Source organism: Cuniculiplasma divulgatum (assembly GCA_031200235.1).
In the GTDB taxonomy this organism is placed as follows: Archaea; Thermoplasmatota; Thermoplasmata; order Thermoplasmatales; family Thermoplasmataceae; genus UBA509.
Genome location: CP133595.1, coordinates 253,962 through 275,249 on the forward strand (window position 1 = coordinate 253,962; position 21,288 = coordinate 275,249).

Sequence of the window (21,288 nt, forward strand, 5' to 3'; positions counted from 1 at the left end):
TTGGACAAGGAGAGGGCATTCATTGTTGGGAGGTTTCAGCCCTTCCACAACGGGCATCTTGAGATAATAAGGAGCATTCTGAAACACAATGCCTCAGTAATCATTGGAATAGGAAGTGCACAGTATTCGCACACCCTTAAGGATCCGTTCACTGCAGGCGAGAGGCACCTGATGATATCCACAACACTGGAAAGAGAGGGTATTTTCCAATTCTACCTGGTACCCATTGAGGACGTCAACTCCAACCCCCTGTGGGTGGCCCATGTTGAATCTCTCACGCCGGGCTTCAACAGGGTGTATACAAACAATCCCCTTGTAACCAGGCTTTTCAGGGAAAAAAATTACAGGGTTGAATCCATGGACATGATCAACAGATCAAACTGGTCCGGAACACACATAAGAGAAAAGATGATAAAAAATCAGGACTGGAGATCCGATGTCCCCCGTGCAGTTGCCGATATAATAGATGAAATAGATGGGATATCGCGGATCCAGGATCTTGCAAAGACCGATGAGGACGTGATTTAAGACAGCATTTTCATTATGACTGCGCTGTCCTGCAGGATGTGGTCCATGACCACGTATTCATCGGCCTGATGGGCAACTTCCGGCATGGTTGTGCTCCATACCACGGCGTCGTAGCCCTTCCTGCGGAAGAATGCCGCGCATGTGCCGCCCCCTATTCCCACCGCCGATGGCTCTTTCCCGCGGATATCCCTTATTGCTGCCTTAAGTGCCTGGACCACAGGCGCATTTACAGACGTTGGGATGGGTGCCTGCTCTTTCTGGAAGAGATCGTATGATATCTTTGCTGGACTGCTCTTCTGGAATTCCCGTATGTAAGCATCAATGAAGTCAGTTACCTCATCCAGATCATACTTCGGCAGAATCCTGCAGTCCACGTACTGTACCTCCGTGCCCGGGATGGTGTTTATGTTGTCCACATTCTTCTCGTGCTTTGTTGGCTCAAATGTGGACTGCGGAGGAGAGAAAATTGGATCGGTGTCGGCATATTTCCTGTGCAGTTCGGCATCAAGGCCAAGTATGAACTTCATGGTTTCCCTGTTGGCATTTATGGCCATTGCCGGCTGACTCGCGTGGTACTGCTTCCCCAGTATCTTGAACTTGATCCACAGTATGCTCTTTTCTGCAACCTCGATCTGGAGACCGTCTTCGGTGCCCGCATCTGGAACCATCACCAGATCGGTTTTCTTGAATATGTCCTTCTCCAGGAGATACTGTATTCCATATTTGCTGCCAACTTCCTCGTCCGCCACAAAGGCCAGTCCGAGATTGTACTTCAGGTTCTTGCCCCTGATCTTCCGGAGGAGAAGCAGTGACAGGAACACAGCCTGTCCGTCATCGGATGTGCCTCTTCCATAAATCTTCCTGCCCTCAACGGTAGTCTGGAATGGAGGATGGGTCCAGAGAGCAGGGTCCCCCACCGGGACTGTGTCTGTATGGGATACAAGCCATAATGTTGTGCTGGCGTTTCCCACCTTCAGGATAATGTTTGCCCTGACAGCACCGTGAGAATCCTTTGTATCATACCTCTTGAAATCAGGATATCCCAGTTCCCTTAGGATTGTGCAGATCTCATCAGCCCTGGCTGATTCCCCGCTTCCTCCGGATTCAGGTGAAATTGACTGTATTGGAATGATCCGGCTTGCAACGTGCTTTATGAATTCCTCGTCGTCCATTTCCATTATTGCAGACTGCATGTATAGAAATCAGCATTTCGCATATAATGTTTCAGCATGGCCAACCTTCATCCAGCAACAGTCAGCGGTAACCTATTTTATCCCAATCACATAACTGCGATTGATCATGGAAAACCGGAAGGAAAATTTCAGCGAGTGGTACAACGAAATTATTGACATAGCCGGACTCAGCGACAAGAGATATCCCATCAAGGGAATGAATGTCTGGATGCCATACGGGCTCAAGGCAATGCAGAACATTGACCGTATCATCAGGACAAACGTTGATTCCCGGGATTTCCAGGAAGTGAGTTTTCCTGTTCTGATAACAAGAGACCAGCTCTCTGTTGAATTTGAACACGTGAAGGGATTTGAGAACGAGGTTTACTGGGTCACGCGTGGAGGCATGGATCGGCTTGACGTGGAGATGGCACTCAGGCCCACCAGCGAGGCGGCAATGTACGGAATGTTCTCCCTCTGGGTGAGGAGCCATGCGGACCTCCCCCTCAGGATATACCAGATAGTAAGCGTATACCGGTATGAGACAAAACACACCAGGACGTTCATCCGGATACGGGAGATACATTTCTTTGAAGCCCATACAGCCCATGATTCCTACGAAGACGCAGAGAGGCAGATGGATCAGTACAGGGAAATCTGGAAAAACATTAGCCATGAACTCTGCCTTCCTTACATGATTGACCAGCGTCCAGAGTGGGATAAATTCCCTGGGGCCAGGTACACACTGGCCTTTGATACGGTTCTTCCCGGTGGCAGGAGCCTCCAGATAGGAACCATACACCAGTACGGAACGAATTTCTCAAAGAATTACGACATAAAATACCTGAAGGATGACGGGACCCATGAATACGTGAGCCAGACAACATTCGGGCTCAGCGAGAGGCTGCTTGCCGCCGTGGTAGGCATACATGGCGATGACCAGGGCCTTATATTCCCACCTTCAGTGGCACCCGTTCAGGCCATGATCGTTACCATACCTTCCAGGAGCGTTGATGTCGTGCCTTACGCACAGGCAATACTTGATGAACTGAAAGCTGCAGGCGTAAGGGCATCCCTTGACACAAGGGACAACTATACCCCCGGGTTCAAGTACAATGAGTGGGAGATGAAGGGAGTTCCCCTGAGACTGGAAATTGGCGAGAAGGAAGTATCTGGAAACCGTGTCACAGTTTCCGTCAGAACCGGCGGCAGGAGAAGGCAGATTGATAGAGGTGATATTTCCCGTTCTGTGGCTGAACTGCTTGAAGAGGTGGCCGGAAATCTCAGGGCAAGGGCTGACGAGCATTTCAGGAAATTATCGAGAAAGTACAGCAGCATTGATGAGATGAAAGATGCCCAGGGGCTTGTTCTTGCAGGATGGTGCGGATCAAAGGAATGCAGTGACGTCATTGAGGGAAAACTGGAGCTTGGGGCTCTTGGCTTCAACCGTGACAGTGAGACAACTGAGAAATGCGTTGTTTGCGGGAAGGACGGAAAGATTGCGGCATTTTCCCGTTCGTATTGAAGTGATGGGATGAATCTTCACGGAATAAGGCTTGTTGTATTCGACATGGATGGTGTCCTCACCACACACCCCAGCAGCTGGGAATATGTTCATCGTGCCATGGGGGTGGATAACTCGGAGAACCTGAGGCTCTACCGCACGGGAAACATCAGTTACATGGATTTTCTGCGCAGCGACGTTAACCTTTGGATTTCAAGGCATCCCGGGATAACAAGGGAAGATGTTGTGAAGATTCTGGACAGTATCCCTCTCCGGGAAAACCTCAGCCTTGCAGTGAAAGAAATCAGGGAATCAGGTGCAGCCACTGCCATTGTCTCAGGCGGAATTTACTGGCTTGCCCAGCGAATAGCGGATCAGGCTGCCTTTGACCAGATCTATGCCAACATGATACTAACCGATGATACAGGCCGCATTATTCCTGATGGAAATGTTATGGTTGAGCCAAGGCACAAGGATGATGTCATAACGGCCATACAGAAGAGGCTAGGAATATCCGAGGCAGAGACGGCAAGCGTTGGAGACACCACGCAGGACGCTGCCATGTTCAGGCACTCAGCCGTGTCCATAGCCTTCAATTCCATTGACGGGAGGCTGTCTGGAATGGCCTCACATTCTGCACACGGAAATGATCTGCTGGAAATAACCCGCATACTTGCCGGCGAACGGTGATGCTGCTGCCTGCCTCTGTGGATCAATGCCGGTTTCGGCACATTTCTATTTATATACAGTATCCATGACTAACGCGATGGAAAAGGTCGATGCTTCAGTCTCGCCAGAAAAGGTATCCAGCGGTGTGGCCTGCCTGGATGATCTCATGGGCGGAGGCCTTGAGCCAGAAATAATCACTGAACTCTTCGGCGAAGGCGGATCCGGGAAATCAAACCTTTGCATGCAGTTCTGCCTTGCAACCCTGAGGTCCGGCAGGTCAGTCATATACCTGGACAGCGAAGGCTTTTCCACTGAGCGGTTCAGGCAGATGAGCGGTGAGGATGATGGCATTACGAAAAATCTCTACCTTTACAGGCTTGGATCCCTTGAGGACCAGGATCTTGCAATAATGAGGCTGCCGAAAATAGCCGAAAAGATAAGGACTCCCGGCCTCATAGTCATTGATTCCTTCACTGAATTTTTCAGGCTTGAGAACCAGTCCGATCTCTCTGCAAGATCAGCAGGATTCCAGAAGCAGCTTTCCAACCTCTCCGCTGCGGCGCTAAAGCTCAAGGTTCCTGCGCTCATCACGAACCAGATCTACCAGGACCCTGATTCCGGAAGACTGAATCCCTTCGGAGGTTTCCTGGTTGACCACAACATGAAGGCAATATACAGGGTTGAGAAGTTTCCAAACGGCAAGAGGAGGATATCAGTGACAAAACACAGGTCCCTGCCGGAGGGCAGATCCTCTGAGTTCAGGATAACGGATTTCGGGCTTTCCTGCGAGGTGCAGTGAGTGGGCGTAGATATATCCGATATACTTGTAAAACACAGCACCAGCCTGAAGGATCAGGGAGGAATGAGGGTCAGTGTTGACGCATACAACATAATCTACCAGTTCCTCAGCAGCATACGGCAGCCTGATGGCACTCCGCTCATGGACAGGTCGGGCAACGTGACGTCACACCTTTCAGGGCTATTCTACCGTACAATAAATATGATAGAGGTTGGTATAAAACCTGCCTTTGTCTTTGATGGCAGGCCGTCTGTTCTGAAGAACAGGACGCTTGAGGCCAGGAAACTTGTCAGGGAGAAGAACCGGGAGGAGCTACGGGTCGCACTGGAGGAGGGGAACGAGGAAAGGGCAAGATCACTCAGCTCCAGGATAAATTACATCACTGCTGAGATTGTCAGCGAGTCCAAGGATCTGCTGAAATACATGGGTGTTCCGGTGGTTCAGGCACCATCCGAGGGAGAAGCACAGGCATCCGTGATGTGCAGGACAGCACTGGTGGATGGGGTTGTCTCTCAGGACTATGACTGCCTGCTCTTCGGTGCAAGGCGCGTATTCCGGAATCTCACGCAGATGGGAAAGCGTAAGCTTCCCGGCAAGAACATTTACGTCAATGTTACACCGGAATACATAGACCTGCAGGAAAACCTTGGGATCCTGGGCATCACCTGGGAGCAACTCATACAGGTAGGCATAATGGTTGGGACGGACTTCAATTCGGGGCTTCCAAGGACAGGTGCAAAGTCTGCCCTTAAACTGATCAAAAAGTACGGCACCATTCAGGAAACGCTTAAGGCTAGGAAAGAAGAAATCGAAAATCTTGATGAAATCATAGAACTGTTCATGAACCCCCCATATGCCGATCCGGGTGATATTTCCATGAGGCCTCCAGATGCTGAATCCCTGAAGCACTTCCTCTGCGACATTCATGATTTCTCGCCATCCCGGGTTGATCCCTATATCGAAACATTGCAGGCAGCCTACAGGAAGGAATCGCAGAAGAATCTCGATTCATTCTTCTGAAGAATGCAACTGTCAGCTGGAAGTTACAGGATTGTTTCCAGCAACATGGTGCTAAAGTTCAATCTCATTAATTATATGCATTTAGTTTATATACATCATTCATTATGTATACATGCCATGAATCCTGACAGAATTCTCCTGGACATAGCCCATGTTTCAAGGCGTGGAAGCTCCCTCCGGGTAACCCTTCCCAAGAAGGTCAGCCAGCAACTCTCAATTGAGCCCAGGGACATCGTGGGGTTCTACATGGAAGGTGACAGGATAATACTGGAAAAGATGAAGTGATCCTGCATCATTCGTGAGTGCACATATCTGCACCCCCATGATATTTGCGTCATGAAAATACGCTTCTTGACGGTTCCATCATCTCATTGAGATAGGCCGAGAGGGCAGCCTTGAGGTCCATGGGATGTATCCTGCCTGCTGAGTATTCCAGTTCAAACTCGCCGTAATTCCTGAAAGTTATGTCTCCTCCCTTTGATGGCGGCCTGTTTATGACTATCTCCCTGCCGAGGTATGGGAATACCACATGTTTCATTATTTCCACCAGAGGATTGCCGTCGATCTCTGCCACAGGGCAGAATGCTGACTTTATCTTTCTCTCCACATCCTTCCTGGTATCAGACATGAATATGGCTGAATCCGGGTCGCTCTTGGACATCTTCTTGAAACTATCCATCCTGCCGGAGCCTTTCAGGCTGCCCAGCAGTGGTGCATGCAGGGAAACCGGCTTCTTCTCGCCCATTTTGGCTGCTATATCCCTTGCAAGCATGTGGGCATGCCGCTGATCCATACCCCCAACTGCAACATCAAGCTTCATGAAAAAGATGTCTGTAACCTGCATGAGGGGGTATATGTATTTGCTGAAGTCGCTGTCTGCGTCGTCCTCGCTCCTTCCCATTATTGGCAGGGCCCTCCTGATCCTGGCCAGATTGGAGTTCTTTGCCACCATGAGGAGCTTCTTCCAGTAGTCAGATCCTGAGACAAGGTCGTCTGCCCACACAAATTCCACTTCGTTGTAGAGCCCCTGGGCCTTCATGCACTTCATCATGACAGTGCCGCTTTCCCTTATGCGCTGAAGATCACCGCCGAGCTTGTCGTTCACCATGGCATGCCAGTCTGCCAGGAGAACCCTCATGCTGATGCCAGAATCCACCAAACGGTTGATCTTTCTTGGCCACATTATCCCGGTGGCTATGTGAGGCAGGCCGGAGGGCTCAAAACCTATATATCCAGTACTTCCGGGTGAAAGAGAGGAAAGTTCTTCGGGTGTCACTATCTCCTGAAACTCACTTTCAAGTCCTTGGGTTTGAATCATCTGGGTGTGGATTGTCGCTTGGTTTAATTAAGCTTTGGCTGCAGACTTCCTTGAATGAGCATCGGAAGCACTTGCCCCTGTTGTTGTGGTTTCTCACGGCATGGCCGTCCGAGTTTCTCATCTCATCCAGGATTGAAAGCAGTTTCCATCTGTTTTCTGGGCTGTTGTGAACCTTGAAGGCCGTTTCTCTGTACTTCAGGACGCCATAGGGGATGCTCTGGCCAGGATAATTCTCCTCCAGTATGGCAAAATATGCAAACATCTGATAGAGGTGGCCATCCCGCGGTGAAGATGCATTTGTGCTCTTGTACTCATATGGGATTATGTTCCTCCCCTTCCTGACAATCATATCAGGTTTGCCTGAAATCCCAAGTTCTACCGACCTGAGTATCCTTCCTTTGCCCTGCAGGTCCTGGTACACCTCCTGGCCTTCCGGAATTGCCAGAGATTTCCTCCTGCTCCTGAGCTTCAGGAGAACTGCCAGAAGAAAAATGAATGTTAATGATAGGATAACAAGCGGGAACTGGTTCATATGAGAAGTGACATCACATAATACAATATGAATGCCACCGTGGCCAGAAGCAGAGCTGAAATTGCATAGATGTACATGCCGGTTGACCTGTATGATCGGCCAACCTTCCTGTGAGACCTTACACCCACTTTCATTCTGGCCGAAGAGTGCCCTGATCTGGGAGCTCCTTCCCTGTCCAGCTGCCAGCTAACATTGCAGAACGCATATTCTGAAATTTCCGACGCACTTATGTTTTCCTTATCCCCCAAAACATTCTCACTTCCATTACCGCATCTGGCGGTATCAGAGCGGCTTTTCTATTATCACAGGCCCGTATGGCTGCTGCTGTGAAAGTTTCAATTTTCTCTCCCTCATCAGAAAACCGCAGTACACGAAGAATGAGGGTCTCGTAAACTCTGGTGTGTCCCAGATCTGCTCCAGTGGGATTTCGCTCCTGGAATCAGAATTGATAATCTCACCAACCCTGAGAATCTCACTTTCCGGCTCCTCTGCGTGAAGGTTTGACACTATCTCCTCTATGTCGTGAGTTTCCTCCGCTGGATCACGCATTGCAAGCTGTTTCCTTGCGCGATTGCCGTTGGAATAAGCCTCCCTCATTGCATCCAGGAGCTCAACCAGGAAGACCTTCCTCTTCTCCTGATGGCGCACCGGTGGGGAGAAGCTGATTTCCACCGGATCATTAAGCTGGGAAGGCCCCGCTTCATCAATTTCGCCATCCTCATACTCCGGCTGCTCGGGCTGCAGCCTCTTTTCAATTGAATCCTCAGTTTTCCGGCTCAGTATGTGCCATGCCTGGTACATGATAAGGCCGGCTGTGCCGAAATCCCTGAATTCATCCGTGACAACCTCGGAGAATATCTTTGTGAAGGACCTGAGATCGATATCCCAGGGATCTATGCTGCCGTCAAGGCACATCCTGAAGATTGATGCAATGGCCTTTTCCACGGGGTTTGTATACTCCCTGACTCCCTGGTCTGAAAGCATCTCCTGGTAATATGCAGTGTCCGATTCAAGAAGCGTTCCCTGGACAACGATGCTCCTGACTATTTCATCCTGGTTCAACTCTGCACCTCCATGTTGCCTGATTCGGATACGGACTTCTCGAATATCTCGGTATTTTCCCCGTCAAAACTTGTTACCACAACCACATGATCGGCATATTTCAGCATCGCCTTCCTCAGGGACACTGAGAATACCTGGGATGTGTTTGAGTTGAGCTTGAACATCTTTCCAACGCGCTCAGCGTTTGATCCATCAAGGAACATGTCCACCTCGTCCAGATAGTAGAGGGGAGAGGGATTGATTCTCTGCACGGCAAGTATGAATGATAGCGCAGTGAGGCTCTTTTCACCACCGCTCAGTGCTTCAAGCTTGGAGAAGCTCTTCCCCTTGGGCCTTGCCCTTATGAATATCTCGGAATTCAGCGGATCAGATTCATTGCTCATTTCAAGGCTCGCTTCTCCGCCACCCGATATCTCGCCATATATGGATTTCATGTTCTCGTTTATGGCCCCGTACATTTCCATGAAAATCTTTTCCTTCTGGTGGTTCAGCCTTTCCATCAACTTTTCCAGGTCCGCCTTCTCCTGCGAAAGGCTGTCCATTTCCCTGGTGAGTGAATCAAGATCCGCCGAGACCTGCTGGTATTCAGCAACGGCCTTCTGGTTCACTGGACCCAAAGCTACAAGTTCCGCATTCCTGGCATCAAGCTCACGTTTTGCCTCCTGGATATACCTCATGCCCGGGAGAATTTCGCCTCCAACCTCAGTCATCTGCTGGGCAAGATCCTGCATCCTTGCCTGGAGGTTCTCAATCTTGAGCCTGGATGACAGTATGAGATCATTCTTTGTCCCGATTCCCGCCTTCTCTGCATCAATGCTCTCCTTTATCCTTGAAATTTCCGATTCATTTACGTTAAGTGCGTCCACAATCTCCCTGGACTTCTCTGATATTTCTGCTTCAACGGCCCTGAGTTTTTCAAGGTCAGCCTTCTGCTGTGCCAGCGTGCTCTGGGAAGCTTCGAGATCTTTTTCCAGCCTTGTCCTTTCCTCGCTGTTAGACCCGATTCTTGCCCTGATATCATCTGATTTCTGCTTCATGTGTGAGATATCGTTCCCGATCTTCACAATCTCAGCAGAAAAGTCGGCTTCCCTTGACCTGAGCGATGTGAGTTCTGTTTCCAGCGCACTCTCCTTTTCAGCGAACTGCGGGGAAATTTCACGGATCTGATCGAATATTGCTGACTTGTCCGATTCGAGACGAGATATCCTGACCCGTATCTCCTTGGATTCCCGGTCATTGCCGGAAAGTTTTCCGTCCACCTCAGATAGCTTCCTGTTCAGGTCGGAGATTCTTGAAGCCAGATCCTCCAGCTTAGGTTTTCCCTCATCCACCAGTTTTCTCCACTGCTGGATCTCGGCTGATCTGGAACCCTCAGTTCTCGATGTGTCCCTCAGCTTCTGGGATATGTCATCAAACTCTGACTCAACCTGTGGAATTTCTGAATTTATTGCATCCAGCTCTGCGGAAATTTCCCTTATCTTTGCTGACAGCTCTGAAATTCTTGCATCAAGATTCTCCTGTGATTTTCCCCTGTCCTGGAAACCACCCGTTATTGCACCGCTGGCCTCGAATATATCGCCATCCATTGTCACAAGTCTGACTCCGACCATGTACTTTCTTGCAGTGGGAACATCACGCACTATGACGGTATCCTGGACAGCGTACCAGATAATTCCCTCATATTTCGGATCGAAAGATATTTTCTCGAAGACGTAGCCCATGGAGCCCTCAGAGGACCTTACGGTGATGGCTTTGCCTCTGGGTCTGCCACCCAGAACCTTGTTGAGTGGAAGGAAGGTCATTTTGCCTGCTCTCTCCCTTTTCAGAAGGTCAAGGCACTGCTCGGCAACCCCGTCATCCTCAACAACAACGGAGTTGAGCCTTGCCCCTGCGGCTGCCTCTATGGCCGGCCTGAATTCGTCCGGAAATGACACCAGTTCCCTTATGGTTCCGTGTATTCCCTGTATTTTGTTCTGGTTCCTTGCACCAAGAATTGTGGTGACAGCACGGTTTGCTGATCCGGATCTTGATGAGACCTGCGACTGAAGCTGAGTATGTTCCCTTCCCGCTGTGTTCAGTTCTGTCTGCAGGACGTCCTTCCTCTTTCGAAGTTCATCCAGCCTGCGTTTCAGATCGTAATACCTGAATGACAGTTTTTCGTTGTTTTCCTTTGAACTGCCTGCATCCTTCTCTATTTCTTTCAGGCGCCAAGCGGCATCTCTTACCTGGAATTCAAGATCCTTCTTCTTCTCTTCCAGCGTCCCAAGTTCGCCAACAACGCCAGACCGCTCCGCCTGTATTCTGTCCCTTTCCTCAATGAGGTGATCCATCTGGCTGTTCAGTTCCCTGATGGAACTGTCCTTCTCCTTAATCTCCTCCTGCTTTTTCAGGATCTCGGAGGAACTCCTGCTGTTTTTATCCCGGATTGATTTCAGATCCTGTGAAATCTTTCCCATTGAAGACCGGATTTCATCCAGAGTCTTGCTGTTTTCAGCAAGATTGGATTGTAGCCATTCAAGGCTTCTTGAGGTTTTTTCCAGGTCCCGGTTGTCAGCTTCCATCTGGTCAGAGATACTCCTGATTCTCTCCTGGCTGTTCTCAACCCTGATTCCTGTTTCGGCTATGGTGACTCGCTGATTTTCAATCTGTTCCCTGATCTCGCGCAACTGGGAGTTTCCTGACACCTCAAGCCTCTGCTTCAGGTCCCTGTTCTCGCCTTCCAGAATGCCAAGCTGCTGATTCATGCTGGAAATTCGGGCTTCTATTTCTCCGATCTCCTGCATCAGCTGTTCAATGTTTCTTGAATGTGAAGCGATCTCCCTCTGCATGCCTTCCTTTTCAATGTTAAGCATTGTCATCCTGAGGTTTCTTATTGCCGTGGATAACTGCTCATACCTTTCTGCCACATCCTTTTCGGCTTCAAGATCCTGTCTGCGCTTCCTGGTCTGGTCAAGCAGGACCTCAAGCCTTCCCAGGTTCTCGCTTATGGAGAGGATGTCACCCTGAGCCTTCTCTATCTGTATGTCAAAGCTTTCTATTCCCGATATGGACTCAAGGAGCTTTCTCCGCTCGAAACCGGTCATTTTCACAATGTTATTTATATCCCCCTGGAGAACAAAGCTGTATGAATCCAGGTAAATGTGCAGGGAATCCAGGAGATCGGCCACATCGGAGTGCCTTACCCTCTGTCCGTTTATGTAATAATTGGACTTGTAGCCGTCCATTTCGGCCACCAGTTCCCGCTTAAGGATTATCTTCCTGTCCTCAGGAAGCTTCTCAGGATCCTCGGTATCAAGCGTCACAGTAACACTGCAGTAATCCCTGTTGCGTTTCTCGTCAGATGATTTGTGTATGAGATCGCCAAGTCTTTCAGCCCTGACTGCCTTTGATGATCTTGTGCCCAGGACAAACAGCAGTGAATCGCCAATGTTGCTCTTTCCGCTGCCATTGGGCCCACTTATGACGGTGAACCCTTTCCTGAACACTATTCTCTTCCTGATTCCGAACGATTTGAAATTATGAAGCTCTAGAGATTCCAGAAACATATTTCCATCTGTCTGACAGTTGTCATTCAATTAACTTATAATCCTATATAAATATTATTGTTCAATAAAAAGATAAATGTTAGGCCGGAAAAATTTCAGAATTATTGTTTGCGTTTCATGAATCTTGGAGGTCTTTTCTCGAGAAATGCTGATATTCCCTCCTTCCTGTCAGGATGATCGAACGCCCTTGCGAAGTACTCTGCCTCCGTGGTGTACATGTCGTCCGGCCTTGACCTGACAAGGTGTTTTATGAACTTAAGTGACTGTACTGGTTTTGCAGCAAAATCCATTGCAATTTCCATGGCTTTCTGCATGTAATCCTCGGCAACGTAATTCACAACACCCATTGACAGGGCTTCCTGCGCGTTGAACCTGAGACCTCTCCCTATGAGATCCATCGCCCTTGTTTCGCCCACAATCCTGGTAAGGCGCTGTGTCCCCCCGAATCCGGGAAGAATCCCCAGCGTGACCTCGGGCAATCCAAAGACAGTGGAAGGATGCGCCACCCTCATATCACATGCCAGTGCAAGTTCGAAACCTCCGCCCAGTGCAAAGCCGTGAATGGCAGCAATTATGGGCCTTGGGTAGGAGTTGAAAAAGTTCATTATCTCGTGACCCTTCATTGCGAAGCTGTAGGCCTTCCTTGAATCTATGTCCATGAATCCCTTAATATCTGCGCCAGCGGAGAACGCCTTGTTGGACCCAGTTATTATTATGATTCTTTCGCCGGAATTACTGACTGTGTCCTGGATTTCGGAAAGAAGATCTATGGTTATGGGGTTCAGGGGGTTATCCCTCTTTATTGTGACTGTCCTTACCTGATCAGTATCATCTATGCTTATTTCCCTGTATTCCATGTTCATCACCTAATATTTGTAAAATCCCTCGCTTGTTTTCCTTCCAAGTTTTCTGGCATTCACCAGATTCCTCAGTGTAACCGGGGGCTTGAACCGGGGATCTCCGTATTCATGGTACAGGACTTCCATTATGTCCAGCGTTACATCCAGGCCTATGAAATCCGCCAGCTCAAGTGGTCCCATGGGATGATTCATTCCCAGCTTCATTGTCTTGTCAATATCATTCTTTGTGGCTATTCCTTCCTCAAGCACAAGAATTGCTTCCCTTATCATGGGCATCAGCACCCTGTTGGATATAAACCCTGGAAAATCTTGAGAAATAACCGGGTCCTTGCCCAGTGCCTTGACTATCTCAAATGTCTTTCTCACGAGGCTCTCTGGAGTCCTTTCTCCCTTCACTATCTCCACAAGCTTCATGACCGGCACGGGATTGAAGAAATGTATTCCGATGAATCTTTCCGGGTAAGTTACAAAACTTGAAAGCTGGTTAATTGATATTGATGAAGTGTTTGTGCCTATTATGGCATCTTTTCTTGCAATCTGACTTATCTGGGTAAGCAGCGATTCCTTGGTTTCCACCTTTTCTATGACTGCTTCCACAAACATGTCCGAATCGGATCCTGCCGAGAGTTCCTGAGTTGAAGTGATTCGCTGCATGATAGTGTCAATATTCTCCTTGATCTCTCCCTTGCGGAAAAGTCTCTCAAGGGACGATCTGATGCTGGAAGCAGCGTCTTCCAGTGCCTTGGGATAGATATCTGTCAGTATGACACTGTTTCCGGCCTGTGCAAATACCTGTGCAATGCCGCGGCCCATGGTGCCGGCGCCGACCACTGTTACCTTCATTCAACCATCTCCAGGGAGAGCGAGTGTGCTCCTCCGCCTCCATGGCATATTGTTGCCAGCCCATGGGTCAGTTTTCTCTCCTTAAGGGCATTTATGAGTGTAACGATAATGCGCGACCCGCTGTTTCCCAGAGGGTGGCCTATTGCCGTTGCTCCACCGTTGACGTTGAATCTGTCGATGTCTATGTTCAGCTCCTTCCTCACAACCAGCGATGCAACTGAGAATGCCTCATTATGCTCAACCAGGTCGAAATAGGAAATATCCTTCCCAAGTTTCTTGAGCAGTGCTCTGGTGGCTGGAACTGGAGCCTCCACAAAATCCCTGGGATTCAGTGAGGCCTGGGTGAAACCTGTTATCTCTGCTACAGGCTTCAGCCCATATTCCCTGACTGCCCTCTCAGATGCAAGGAGAAGTGCAGAGGCCCCGTCGCTCAGCTGGGATGAGTTTCCAGCCGTCAGGACTCCGTTCTTTGCAAATGCTGAATTCAGTGCAGCAAGCGACTCCATGGTGGTTTTCCTGATACCTTCGTCCACAGAAAGTTCAGGCATTTTGATGGTTTCTTTCTGGAACTCGCCACGATCCCACGCTTTTTTTGCAAGTTCCTGGCTTCTCAGGGCAAATTCATCAGCCTCCTGCCTTGTTATCCCGAACTTTCTGGCAGACTGTTCTGCAGAATAGCCCATGTGCTCATGATAGAATGCATCAATGAGGCCGTCCAGGAGCATGGAATCCTCAAGCTTGAGATCCCTGTTAAGAAGCTGCTTCACTCCCCATCGGGTGTATGATGGCATCAGAAGCGGTGTTCCGCTCATGCTCTCCATTCCGCCCGCCACAACAACATCTTTCTCCCCAAGCATTATTTCGCGGGAACCTGACTCAACGGCAAGCATTCCTGACGCACAGACAGTGTTAACCGTATATTTTATAACGCCATCGGGAAGGCCGGCCAGTGTTGATGCCTGTCCGGCAGGATTCTGTCCAACGCCAGCCCCAATGACGTTTCCCATAATGACTTCCTGAATGTTACTTGGCCTAAGTCCGGAATCAGCGACAACAGCAGACACTGCACGTGATCCCAGTTCAGGGGCAGGCACGCCGGCAAGAGACTTCCCAAACTTGCCTATGGGTGTTCTCTTATATGAAATTACATAAACCTTCTCCATATTTATCTATGGAGTATTGGCAGAATAAATAATAGGTTTCCGAAATAGAAAGATCAGCTAACTATGGTGCCTTCCTCTATCTCTTTCTTGGTTCTGGTCTCCTTCTTTATAACGTATCTGGTTACATATCCCGCTACCAGGTTGAGCGTTCTTTTTGACACGTCATTGGTTGAATTCTTTATAAAGCCCCTGTTCTGATTGAAGTCCGTGTTGAAAACCCCCGGATTCTTGTTAACAAGGTCTTCGGCGATTCGTTTTATGTTTGATGGTCTTATGCTTCCCATAGGTTTCATGTGATGGCGCAGGCGTATAAAATCATTATGACTTAACTCCTATGTTGCAGTGGCGAGCCTACAGCTACCGTCACGGCGGGACCTGCCTGGAAGATTGATGGTATTCTACTTCGCCTATGGTGGCACAACCAGGACGGGGATCTGGCTCAGCTTAATAATTTCGGAACTCACTGATCCCAGCAGCACCTTGCTGAGTCCGGAGAGTTTCCTTGTCCCGGTGATTATCAGGTCCACTCCGCGCTCCAGGGCAGCTCCGGTCATGGATCTGGCGATCTGTTCTCCCGGCGCATCAAGCTTAAGGAAAGTTGCGTTCACATTCTGATTTTCCAGCAGGTCCTTTGCCGCATTCAATATGGCTTCAGACGTGGCATCGTTTCGCTCATACATTGAAGGTGGTACATAGGCATCGAAGTTCGGTCCTGCACCGACTATGAGTGGAGCCACATAGCAGATTATAAATTCGTCAGCGATTGGTTTCATCTTGAGCGCAAATGCCAGAGCCTTCTTGGAGGCTTCAGAATTGTCGAATGCTATCAGTATCTTCACCATAATCTATAGCTTAGTCATGTGAAATATTTTTCGGTGATGACCATTAAGCTGCTAAGTTATTACGATCTAAGCCAAGAATGCTTTTTGGCAGGTTCATCCATCAATTTTTCTATGAGTTCCCTCTGGGTCTGGCTCAGGTGTTTCGGTACAGCTACCCTGATTTCCACCAGAACGTCCCCCGATCCTCTGCCGTTCATGTGCTGGAAACCCGCCCCCTTTATGCGCAGGACTTCTCCAGGCTGCGTTCCTGCCGGAATCTTGAGGGTGAGCGTTTCCCGGAAAAGCTTAATTTCCTTCTCAACACCCAGAGCAGCCTCGGGAAAACCGATTTCCTCGACAATGTAGATATCGTCATTTATCCGCTTCATGTCAGGAGTTTCTTCGATGTTAAGCGCAACGTAAAGATCCCCTGTCCTGCCGAAATGGGACTGGCCTTTTCCCTTTATTCTCAGCCTCAACCTGTCCGGGGCACCTTTTGGAACTGTGATCTCCAGATTCTCAGTCACGGGAACTGAACCGGTCCCATGGCAATCAGGACATACCACAGAAGGCACCTTTCCTCTTCCTCCACAGGTCTTGCATGTTGTGACAGTGACCATCCGGAAGAACCCCTGTCCCTGAACTACCCGCTGTTGCCCAGTTCCATTGCAGTCCTTGCAGGTAACCAGCTTTCCATCCTTGGAGCCTGTGCCATGACATGTCTGGCATTCAGCATTGCGCCTGTACTTGATGGTCTTCTTGGCTCCGTAGTACACATCTTCCAGTGAGATGCGGAGATTGGTCAAGAGGTCAAGATTTTCTCCTCGATCACCCTGAAAACCAGAGAAAAAGCTGTCAGAATTTCCAAACCCGAAATTCCCGCCAAAAATCCTGTTGAATATATCCCCCAGATCGCTGAAGTCGTTGAAATGTGAGAAATCCTGCCAGGTGAAATTGCTCCCTCCTGAACCGAATTCCACGTGGCCAGTCTGATCATACATTCTCCTCTTTTGCTCATCAGACAGGACCTCGTAAGCTTCACTGATTTCCTTGAATTTCTCCTCGGCCTGTGCCTTGTTATCCGGATTGGCATCAGGATGATATTTTTTGGCAAGATTTCTGAATGCTTTCTTTATTTCATCAGGCGTTGCATCCCTGCTAACGCCCAGTATTTCATAATAGTCCTTAGCCATCGATGCCGGCTTCCTCCCTCAGCTTATTTTTCCTTGAAGTCGGCGTCAACTGTTTTGCCTTCGTCTGATGCCTGCCCTGTCCCGGATGTTTGCTCAGTCTGCTGTTCTGCCCCTGCAGATCCGGTTGCATCCTGTGTCTGGTACATTTTGGCACCTATATCCTGAATCTTCTTGGATAGCTTTTCTGAGAGTTCGTCAATCTTTGCGATATCCTTCTTGGAAATGGCTTCCTTGAACTGCTTGAGGTCTTCCTGTATGTCCTTCTTTGCAGCTTCATCTATCTTGTTTCCGGCCTCATTTATGGTTTTCTCTATAGTATAGCTGAGGGTTTCCGCGGCGTTTATCTTCTCCACTTCTTCTTTCTTCTGCCTGTCCTGTTCTGCAAACTCCTCAGCCTGCTTCTTCATTTTCTCGATCTCTTCCTTTGACAGCTTGTTTGTTGCACTTATTGAAATACTCTGACTCTTGCCGGAACCCTTGTCCACTGCAGAAACATGCAGTATGCCGTTGGCGTCGATATCAAATGTTACCTCTATCTGAGGAATACCTCTTGGCGCAGGTGGAATCCCCACAAGGTTGAACATCCCAAGTGAAACATTGTCCGCTGCCATCGGCCTCTCGCCCTGTACAATGTGGATTGTGACTGCTGTCTGCATATCAGCTGCGGTTGTGAAGACCTGGGATTTTTTGGTAGGAATTGTTGTGTTGGCAGGAATTATGGGAGTGGTAACACCACCAAGTGTTTCGATTCCAAGGGTCAGCGGGGTAACATCCAGAAGAACTATATCCTTTATCTCGCCGGAAAGGACTGCTCCCTGGATTGATGCACCAATGGCAACGCACTCCATGGGATCCACTCCACCCTCGGCCTTCCGGCCGAAATAATCCTCCACAAACTTTCTCACCATAGGTATTCTGGTGGGTCCTCCCACTAGGATGATCTTTGTGACATCCGATTTGCTCATCTTTCCTCCCTCAAGAGCTTTGTCCAGAGGTGTTTTGCAGCGGTTGACAATGGGTTCAATGAGCTCCTCGAATTTTGACCGGGTAAGGGTATAGTTCAGGTGTTTGGGTCCGTCCTGAGTGGCAGTTATATAGGGCAGGCTGATGTCCGTCGACATTGTTGATGAAAGTTCAATCTTTGCCTTCTCAGCTGCATCCTTAAGCCTGATGTATGCATTTTTATCCTTGGAAAGATCCACTCCTTCCCTGCTCTTGAAATCGTCTACAAGGAATTTTATGATGGCCTCGTCCATGTCGGTTCCACCCAGGCTGGTGTCGCCTGATGTTGATACGACTTCGAATACGCCTTCGCCGAAATCCATTATTGTGACATCCAGCGTTCCTCCTCCAAGGTCGAAGACAAGGATTTTCTGCGACTGATTCAGCTTATCAATTCCATAAGCTAGCGAGGCAGCTGTGGGCTCGTTTATTATACGTTTGACGTCAAGGCCAGCAATTAATCCGGCATCCTTTGTTGCCTGTCTCTGGTTATCGTTGAAATAAGCTGGAACCGTAATCACCGCTTCCTTTACCTCTTCCCCCAGGAAAGCTTCGGCATCCCTCTTTATTTTCTGGAGAATGAAGGCGGAGACCTGCTGCGGGGTGTACTCCTTTCCCATCACCTTGAATTTGAAGTCCGTTCCCATTTTTCTCTTTGCAGCGTATATCGTACCCTCTGGGTTCAGCAGCGCCTGCCGCTTAGCCGGTTCGCCCACAAGCAACTGTCCATCCTTGGTGAATGCAACATAGCTTGGAAATGACTTTCCACCTATTGAAACGCCTTCCGCACTGGGAATAATTGTTGGCTTGCCTGAAATTACCACTGCTGCTGCAGAGTTGCTTGTTCCAAGATCAATTCCTATTATTTTTGACATAATTCATCACCTTTTTCCAACTATCACTTTTGAAGTCCGTATTACTTCATTATTGAGTTTGTATCCCCTCTGAACCTCTTCAAGGACTATCCCATCCTCTTCGGAAGGCGAGACTGCAATTACCTCATGCATAAATGGATCAAATTTTTTGCCTTTGCTTTGAATCTCTGAGAAGCCATAAGATGAAAGAATCTTGATCAACTGATCTCTCATAGGCTTTATCTGTGTGCTGTCCTTTGAGTTCAGCATGGCTGCGTCCATTGTATCCAGAATGGGAAGAATACTTTTAATAATATCCTTCCCGGCGTTCTTCTTCATCTGATCCATTTCGCGGTCCCTTGCACGGGCATAGTTTTCCATTTCAGCTCTCTGTCTCACGTACAGGTCTTTATACTGGTCAAGTTGTTGAGAAAGCTCAAGAAACTTGCCAGCCATCTGAGCCATATTTACGCGATCTCTTGCGAGGGCACGTTGCCTGCTATGCTCCATCTCTATCCCAATGGGATCATGCCTATTAAGACTTGAAGTGGAATGTGGGGACATCTTACTAGTGAATTTGTTCTTCTATATAAATACAGCTAATTCACAGGGCTACTGTCTCTCCATAATGACGTAATGTCTTGTCAGGGATTTGTGTATCCTGTTATCTATGATCTTAAGAATCATGAAATCTGGCAGGTCCCCTGGCAGCATCTGAAGATCCGAGACTGCTATAACGCAGCGCGACCCACGCTTCAGAATTTTACCGAATTTCTCCATGCTTTTCCTGTAAAGTTCCAGAATATCCTGCCTGTGCATGGGGGAATTACGGCCATAGGGAAGATCAGTTACAATAGCATCAATGTCGTTGGGAATCTCAACCTCAAGAAAATTCCCTGTTATTATGCTAAAGTCACGAATCCCGAAATACTTGAGATTCAGTTTTGCGCCCGCTGTCATCTGGAGCGACATGTCGATTCCCACAACATGCCTTCCAGTGGACCCTGCTTCCATAAGTATGCCGCCTGTTCCGCAGAACGGGTCAAGAATGGTTCCGTTCTTTGGTGCATTGGACACGTTCACGAGAAACCTCGCTATCCTTGGGTGCATTGATATGGGTGAAAAGAATGGTCTTCTGGGAGCTCGCCTGTTCTCGAACTGACTGCTGTTACCGGAGAATATTTCAATTGCAACATACCACTTCTCAAGGTGGTAAACCCTAACTATGAAGTCAGGAGATGAAAAGGAAACACGACCACTCCCACCCAGTATTCCGCCAAGATACGATTCAAGCGACGAACCGTGGCAATCAGACCCATCCAGAAAACGGACATAAAATTTTCCAGGTGGCAGGGATTCACCAGAAATAGCCTCCTGTCTATCTTTTATTTCAATCACTCTTGCAATTCTTTTTACAAATGCTGAATCCGAGATATTCGAAACAGATCCGGATATTAATGCGATTCCGTTTTCAGCATATATAAGCTCCGAGTTCGAAAGAGCACAGAAATTTTCGATCTCGTAAAGTGATGCTTCAGGTATATCCTGAGAGTACTCAAGGACAAAAATCTCTCCCATGGATATTCTATTCTGACTTAACTGGATTCTTTAAGGCGCTTAATTTCCTTTGTAATATCCATGTCAAGATTCTCATAGACCTTGCTGAGCCTCTTGATGGACCTCTTTACAGCGGCCTGTGGTTTACCAGTTTTCACGCGCACGAATATTTTTGGAGTATCTATTATGGGGTGTTTTATGTAATACCTTGCCTCTGCAACCTGTTCATCTCTTAATATCTCATCGATAAGTGGCCTGAGAATTGTATTGTCGTAGTTTAGCATTTCAAGAGTTATTGAGTCTTTTTCCTTGGAAACGACTCTAAGTGAACTATCCATGGGAGGTTCATTAGACATGGATATATATTCTTCACTATTCTGAGACAGGTTTCCTGCCAATAGCCAATTCCTTCGAAGCCGATCCACTGCGAATTATTTCATTATTCCATGAACTCTGTTCTCATAAATTCAATTGTCGTGCTTTGTTTTTCAGTTTTTGCAGCCACAAACTCAGCAGCCTTGCTGTTCATTATGTAGTAATATGCCCTGATGTTGTGAAAACCTTTGTGTTGCCAGGATTTCCATTTTCACGAACACCATGTTTCACTTCTGGACCTCATTTTTGCGTCTCTCATAATTTTCCAGAGTCGCATTGGGAAGTTGCAATATGCTGGCGTAAATGGTCCCGCTATGTTTGCCCGATTCATGGTTCACAGTTGCAAATCGCTTCGTGTATAACAGATGTCTTAATTGACCTCGCCCTCTTGCTGAAACAATGAGACTGGTGCCGTAAATGATAAAATATTCCATTGCACGAAAAAATACTAATAAGTAGTTACGATGAAAG

General features: G+C 48.3%; 22 protein-coding genes. 6 read left to right on the plus strand and 16 right to left on the minus strand.

The features are described from left to right. Complete coding sequence (locus tag RE469_01350) at window positions 1–528, plus strand: nicotinamide-nucleotide adenylyltransferase (GenBank protein WMT44859.1); 528 nt, start codon at window positions 1–3, stop codon at window positions 526–528. Here the strand turns inward: RE469_01350 and RE469_01355 are convergent. After that, a complete protein-coding gene (locus RE469_01355) occupies window positions 525–1,721 on the minus strand; it encodes a M20 family metallo-hydrolase (GenBank protein WMT44860.1) in 1,197 nt (398 codons plus the stop codon). The two genes, RE469_01350 and RE469_01355, sit on opposite strands and share 4 nt — an antisense overlap. 106 nt (window positions 1,722–1,827) lie before the next feature. On the opposite strand from RE469_01355, the gene proS reads away from it, so the two are divergent. The 5 genes from proS (at window position 1,828) to RE469_01380 (ending at window position 5,977) form a co-directional block, all read left to right on the plus strand. Continuing rightward, window positions 1,828–3,225 carry a proline--tRNA ligase gene (proS, locus tag RE469_01360; protein WMT44861.1) on the plus strand — a complete coding sequence of 466 codons (1,398 nt, stop codon included), beginning with the start codon at window positions 1,828–1,830 and terminating at the stop codon, window positions 3,223–3,225. Window positions 3,226–3,234: 9 nt separating this feature from the next. Then, entirely contained in the window at window positions 3,235–3,894 is a 660-nt protein-coding gene (locus tag RE469_01365) for an HAD-IB family phosphatase (protein ID WMT44862.1), read from the plus strand. A gap of 76 nt (window positions 3,895–3,970) precedes the next feature. Continuing rightward, on the plus strand, window positions 3,971–4,672 hold the full coding sequence (radB, locus tag RE469_01370) for a DNA repair and recombination protein RadB (protein WMT44863.1): 702 nt from the start codon (window positions 3,971–3,973) through the stop codon (window positions 4,670–4,672). Then, a complete protein-coding gene (fen, locus tag RE469_01375) occupies window positions 4,673–5,692 on the plus strand; it encodes a flap endonuclease-1 (GenBank protein WMT44864.1) in 1,020 nt (339 codons plus the stop codon). Window positions 5,693–5,809: 117 nt separating this feature from the next. Next, the gene (locus RE469_01380; protein ID WMT44865.1) at window positions 5,810–5,977 is read left to right on the plus strand and encodes an AbrB/MazE/SpoVT family DNA-binding domain-containing protein; all 168 of its coding nucleotides are present in this window, start codon (window positions 5,810–5,812) and stop codon (window positions 5,975–5,977) included. Window positions 5,978–6,026: 49 nt separating this feature from the next. Here RE469_01380 and RE469_01385 read toward each other — a convergent pair whose 3' ends face one another. The 15 genes from RE469_01385 to RE469_01455 form a co-directional block, all read right to left on the minus strand. Beyond that, window positions 6,027–7,010, minus strand: a complete 984-nt coding sequence (locus tag RE469_01385; protein ID WMT44866.1) for a tyrosine--tRNA ligase — start codon at window positions 7,008–7,010, stop codon at window positions 6,027–6,029. Further along, window positions 6,988–7,542: a Dna2/Cas4 domain-containing protein gene (locus tag RE469_01390; GenBank protein WMT44867.1), complete on the minus strand. Its 555-nt coding sequence runs from the start codon at window positions 7,540–7,542 to the stop codon at window positions 6,988–6,990. Before RE469_01390 ends, RE469_01385 begins: the two co-directional genes overlap by 23 nt. After that, window positions 7,539–7,790, minus strand: a complete 252-nt coding sequence (locus tag RE469_01395; GenBank protein ID WMT44868.1) for a hypothetical protein — start codon at window positions 7,788–7,790, stop codon at window positions 7,539–7,541. Before RE469_01395 ends, RE469_01390 begins: the two co-directional genes overlap by 4 nt. A gap of 34 nt (window positions 7,791–7,824) precedes the next feature. Continuing rightward, a complete protein-coding gene (locus RE469_01400; GenBank protein WMT44869.1) occupies window positions 7,825–8,604 on the minus strand; it encodes a hypothetical protein in 780 nt (259 codons plus the stop codon). Then, the gene (smc, locus tag RE469_01405) at window positions 8,601–12,179 is read right to left on the minus strand and encodes a chromosome segregation protein SMC (protein ID WMT44870.1); all 3,579 of its coding nucleotides are present in this window, start codon (window positions 12,177–12,179) and stop codon (window positions 8,601–8,603) included. The genes RE469_01400 and smc overlap by 4 nt, the downstream gene beginning before the upstream one ends. 71 nt (window positions 12,180–12,250) lie before the next feature. Beyond that, entirely contained in the window at window positions 12,251–13,006 is a 756-nt protein-coding gene (locus RE469_01410) for an enoyl-CoA hydratase-related protein (protein ID WMT44871.1), read from the minus strand. 9 nt (window positions 13,007–13,015) lie between these two features. After that, window positions 13,016–13,852 (minus strand): 3-hydroxyacyl-CoA dehydrogenase NAD-binding domain-containing protein, encoded by an 837-nt coding sequence (locus RE469_01415; protein ID WMT44872.1) that lies wholly within the window; start codon window positions 13,850–13,852, stop codon window positions 13,016–13,018. Further along, the gene (locus RE469_01420) at window positions 13,849–15,015 is read right to left on the minus strand and encodes an acetyl-CoA C-acetyltransferase (protein WMT44873.1); all 1,167 of its coding nucleotides are present in this window, start codon (window positions 15,013–15,015) and stop codon (window positions 13,849–13,851) included. The genes RE469_01415 and RE469_01420 overlap by 4 nt, the downstream gene beginning before the upstream one ends. 53 nt (window positions 15,016–15,068) lie before the next feature. Next, complete coding sequence (locus RE469_01425; protein ID WMT44874.1) at window positions 15,069–15,299, minus strand: 30S ribosomal protein S17e; 231 nt, start codon at window positions 15,297–15,299, stop codon at window positions 15,069–15,071. A gap of 123 nt (window positions 15,300–15,422) precedes the next feature. Then, window positions 15,423–15,857, minus strand: a complete 435-nt coding sequence (locus RE469_01430) for a universal stress protein (protein WMT44875.1) — start codon at window positions 15,855–15,857, stop codon at window positions 15,423–15,425. Between the two features lie 59 nt (window positions 15,858–15,916). Next, window positions 15,917–17,029, minus strand: coding sequence for a molecular chaperone DnaJ (gene dnaJ / locus RE469_01435; protein ID WMT44876.1), 1,113 nt, complete (start codon window positions 17,027–17,029; stop codon window positions 15,917–15,919). 23 nt (window positions 17,030–17,052) lie between these two features. Further along, a complete protein-coding gene (gene dnaK / locus RE469_01440; protein ID WMT44877.1) occupies window positions 17,053–18,906 on the minus strand; it encodes a molecular chaperone DnaK in 1,854 nt (617 codons plus the stop codon). A 6-nt stretch (window positions 18,907–18,912) separates the two neighbouring features. After that, window positions 18,913–19,449, minus strand: a complete 537-nt coding sequence (locus RE469_01445; protein ID WMT44878.1) for a nucleotide exchange factor GrpE — start codon at window positions 19,447–19,449, stop codon at window positions 18,913–18,915. A gap of 48 nt (window positions 19,450–19,497) precedes the next feature. After that, the gene (locus RE469_01450; protein WMT44879.1) at window positions 19,498–20,463 is read right to left on the minus strand and encodes a DNA methyltransferase; all 966 of its coding nucleotides are present in this window, start codon (window positions 20,461–20,463) and stop codon (window positions 19,498–19,500) included. 17 nt (window positions 20,464–20,480) lie between these two features. Further along, window positions 20,481–20,780, minus strand: coding sequence for a DNA-directed RNA polymerase subunit L (locus RE469_01455; protein ID WMT44880.1), 300 nt, complete (start codon window positions 20,778–20,780; stop codon window positions 20,481–20,483). Between the last annotated feature and the right edge of the window lie 508 nt (window positions 20,781–21,288).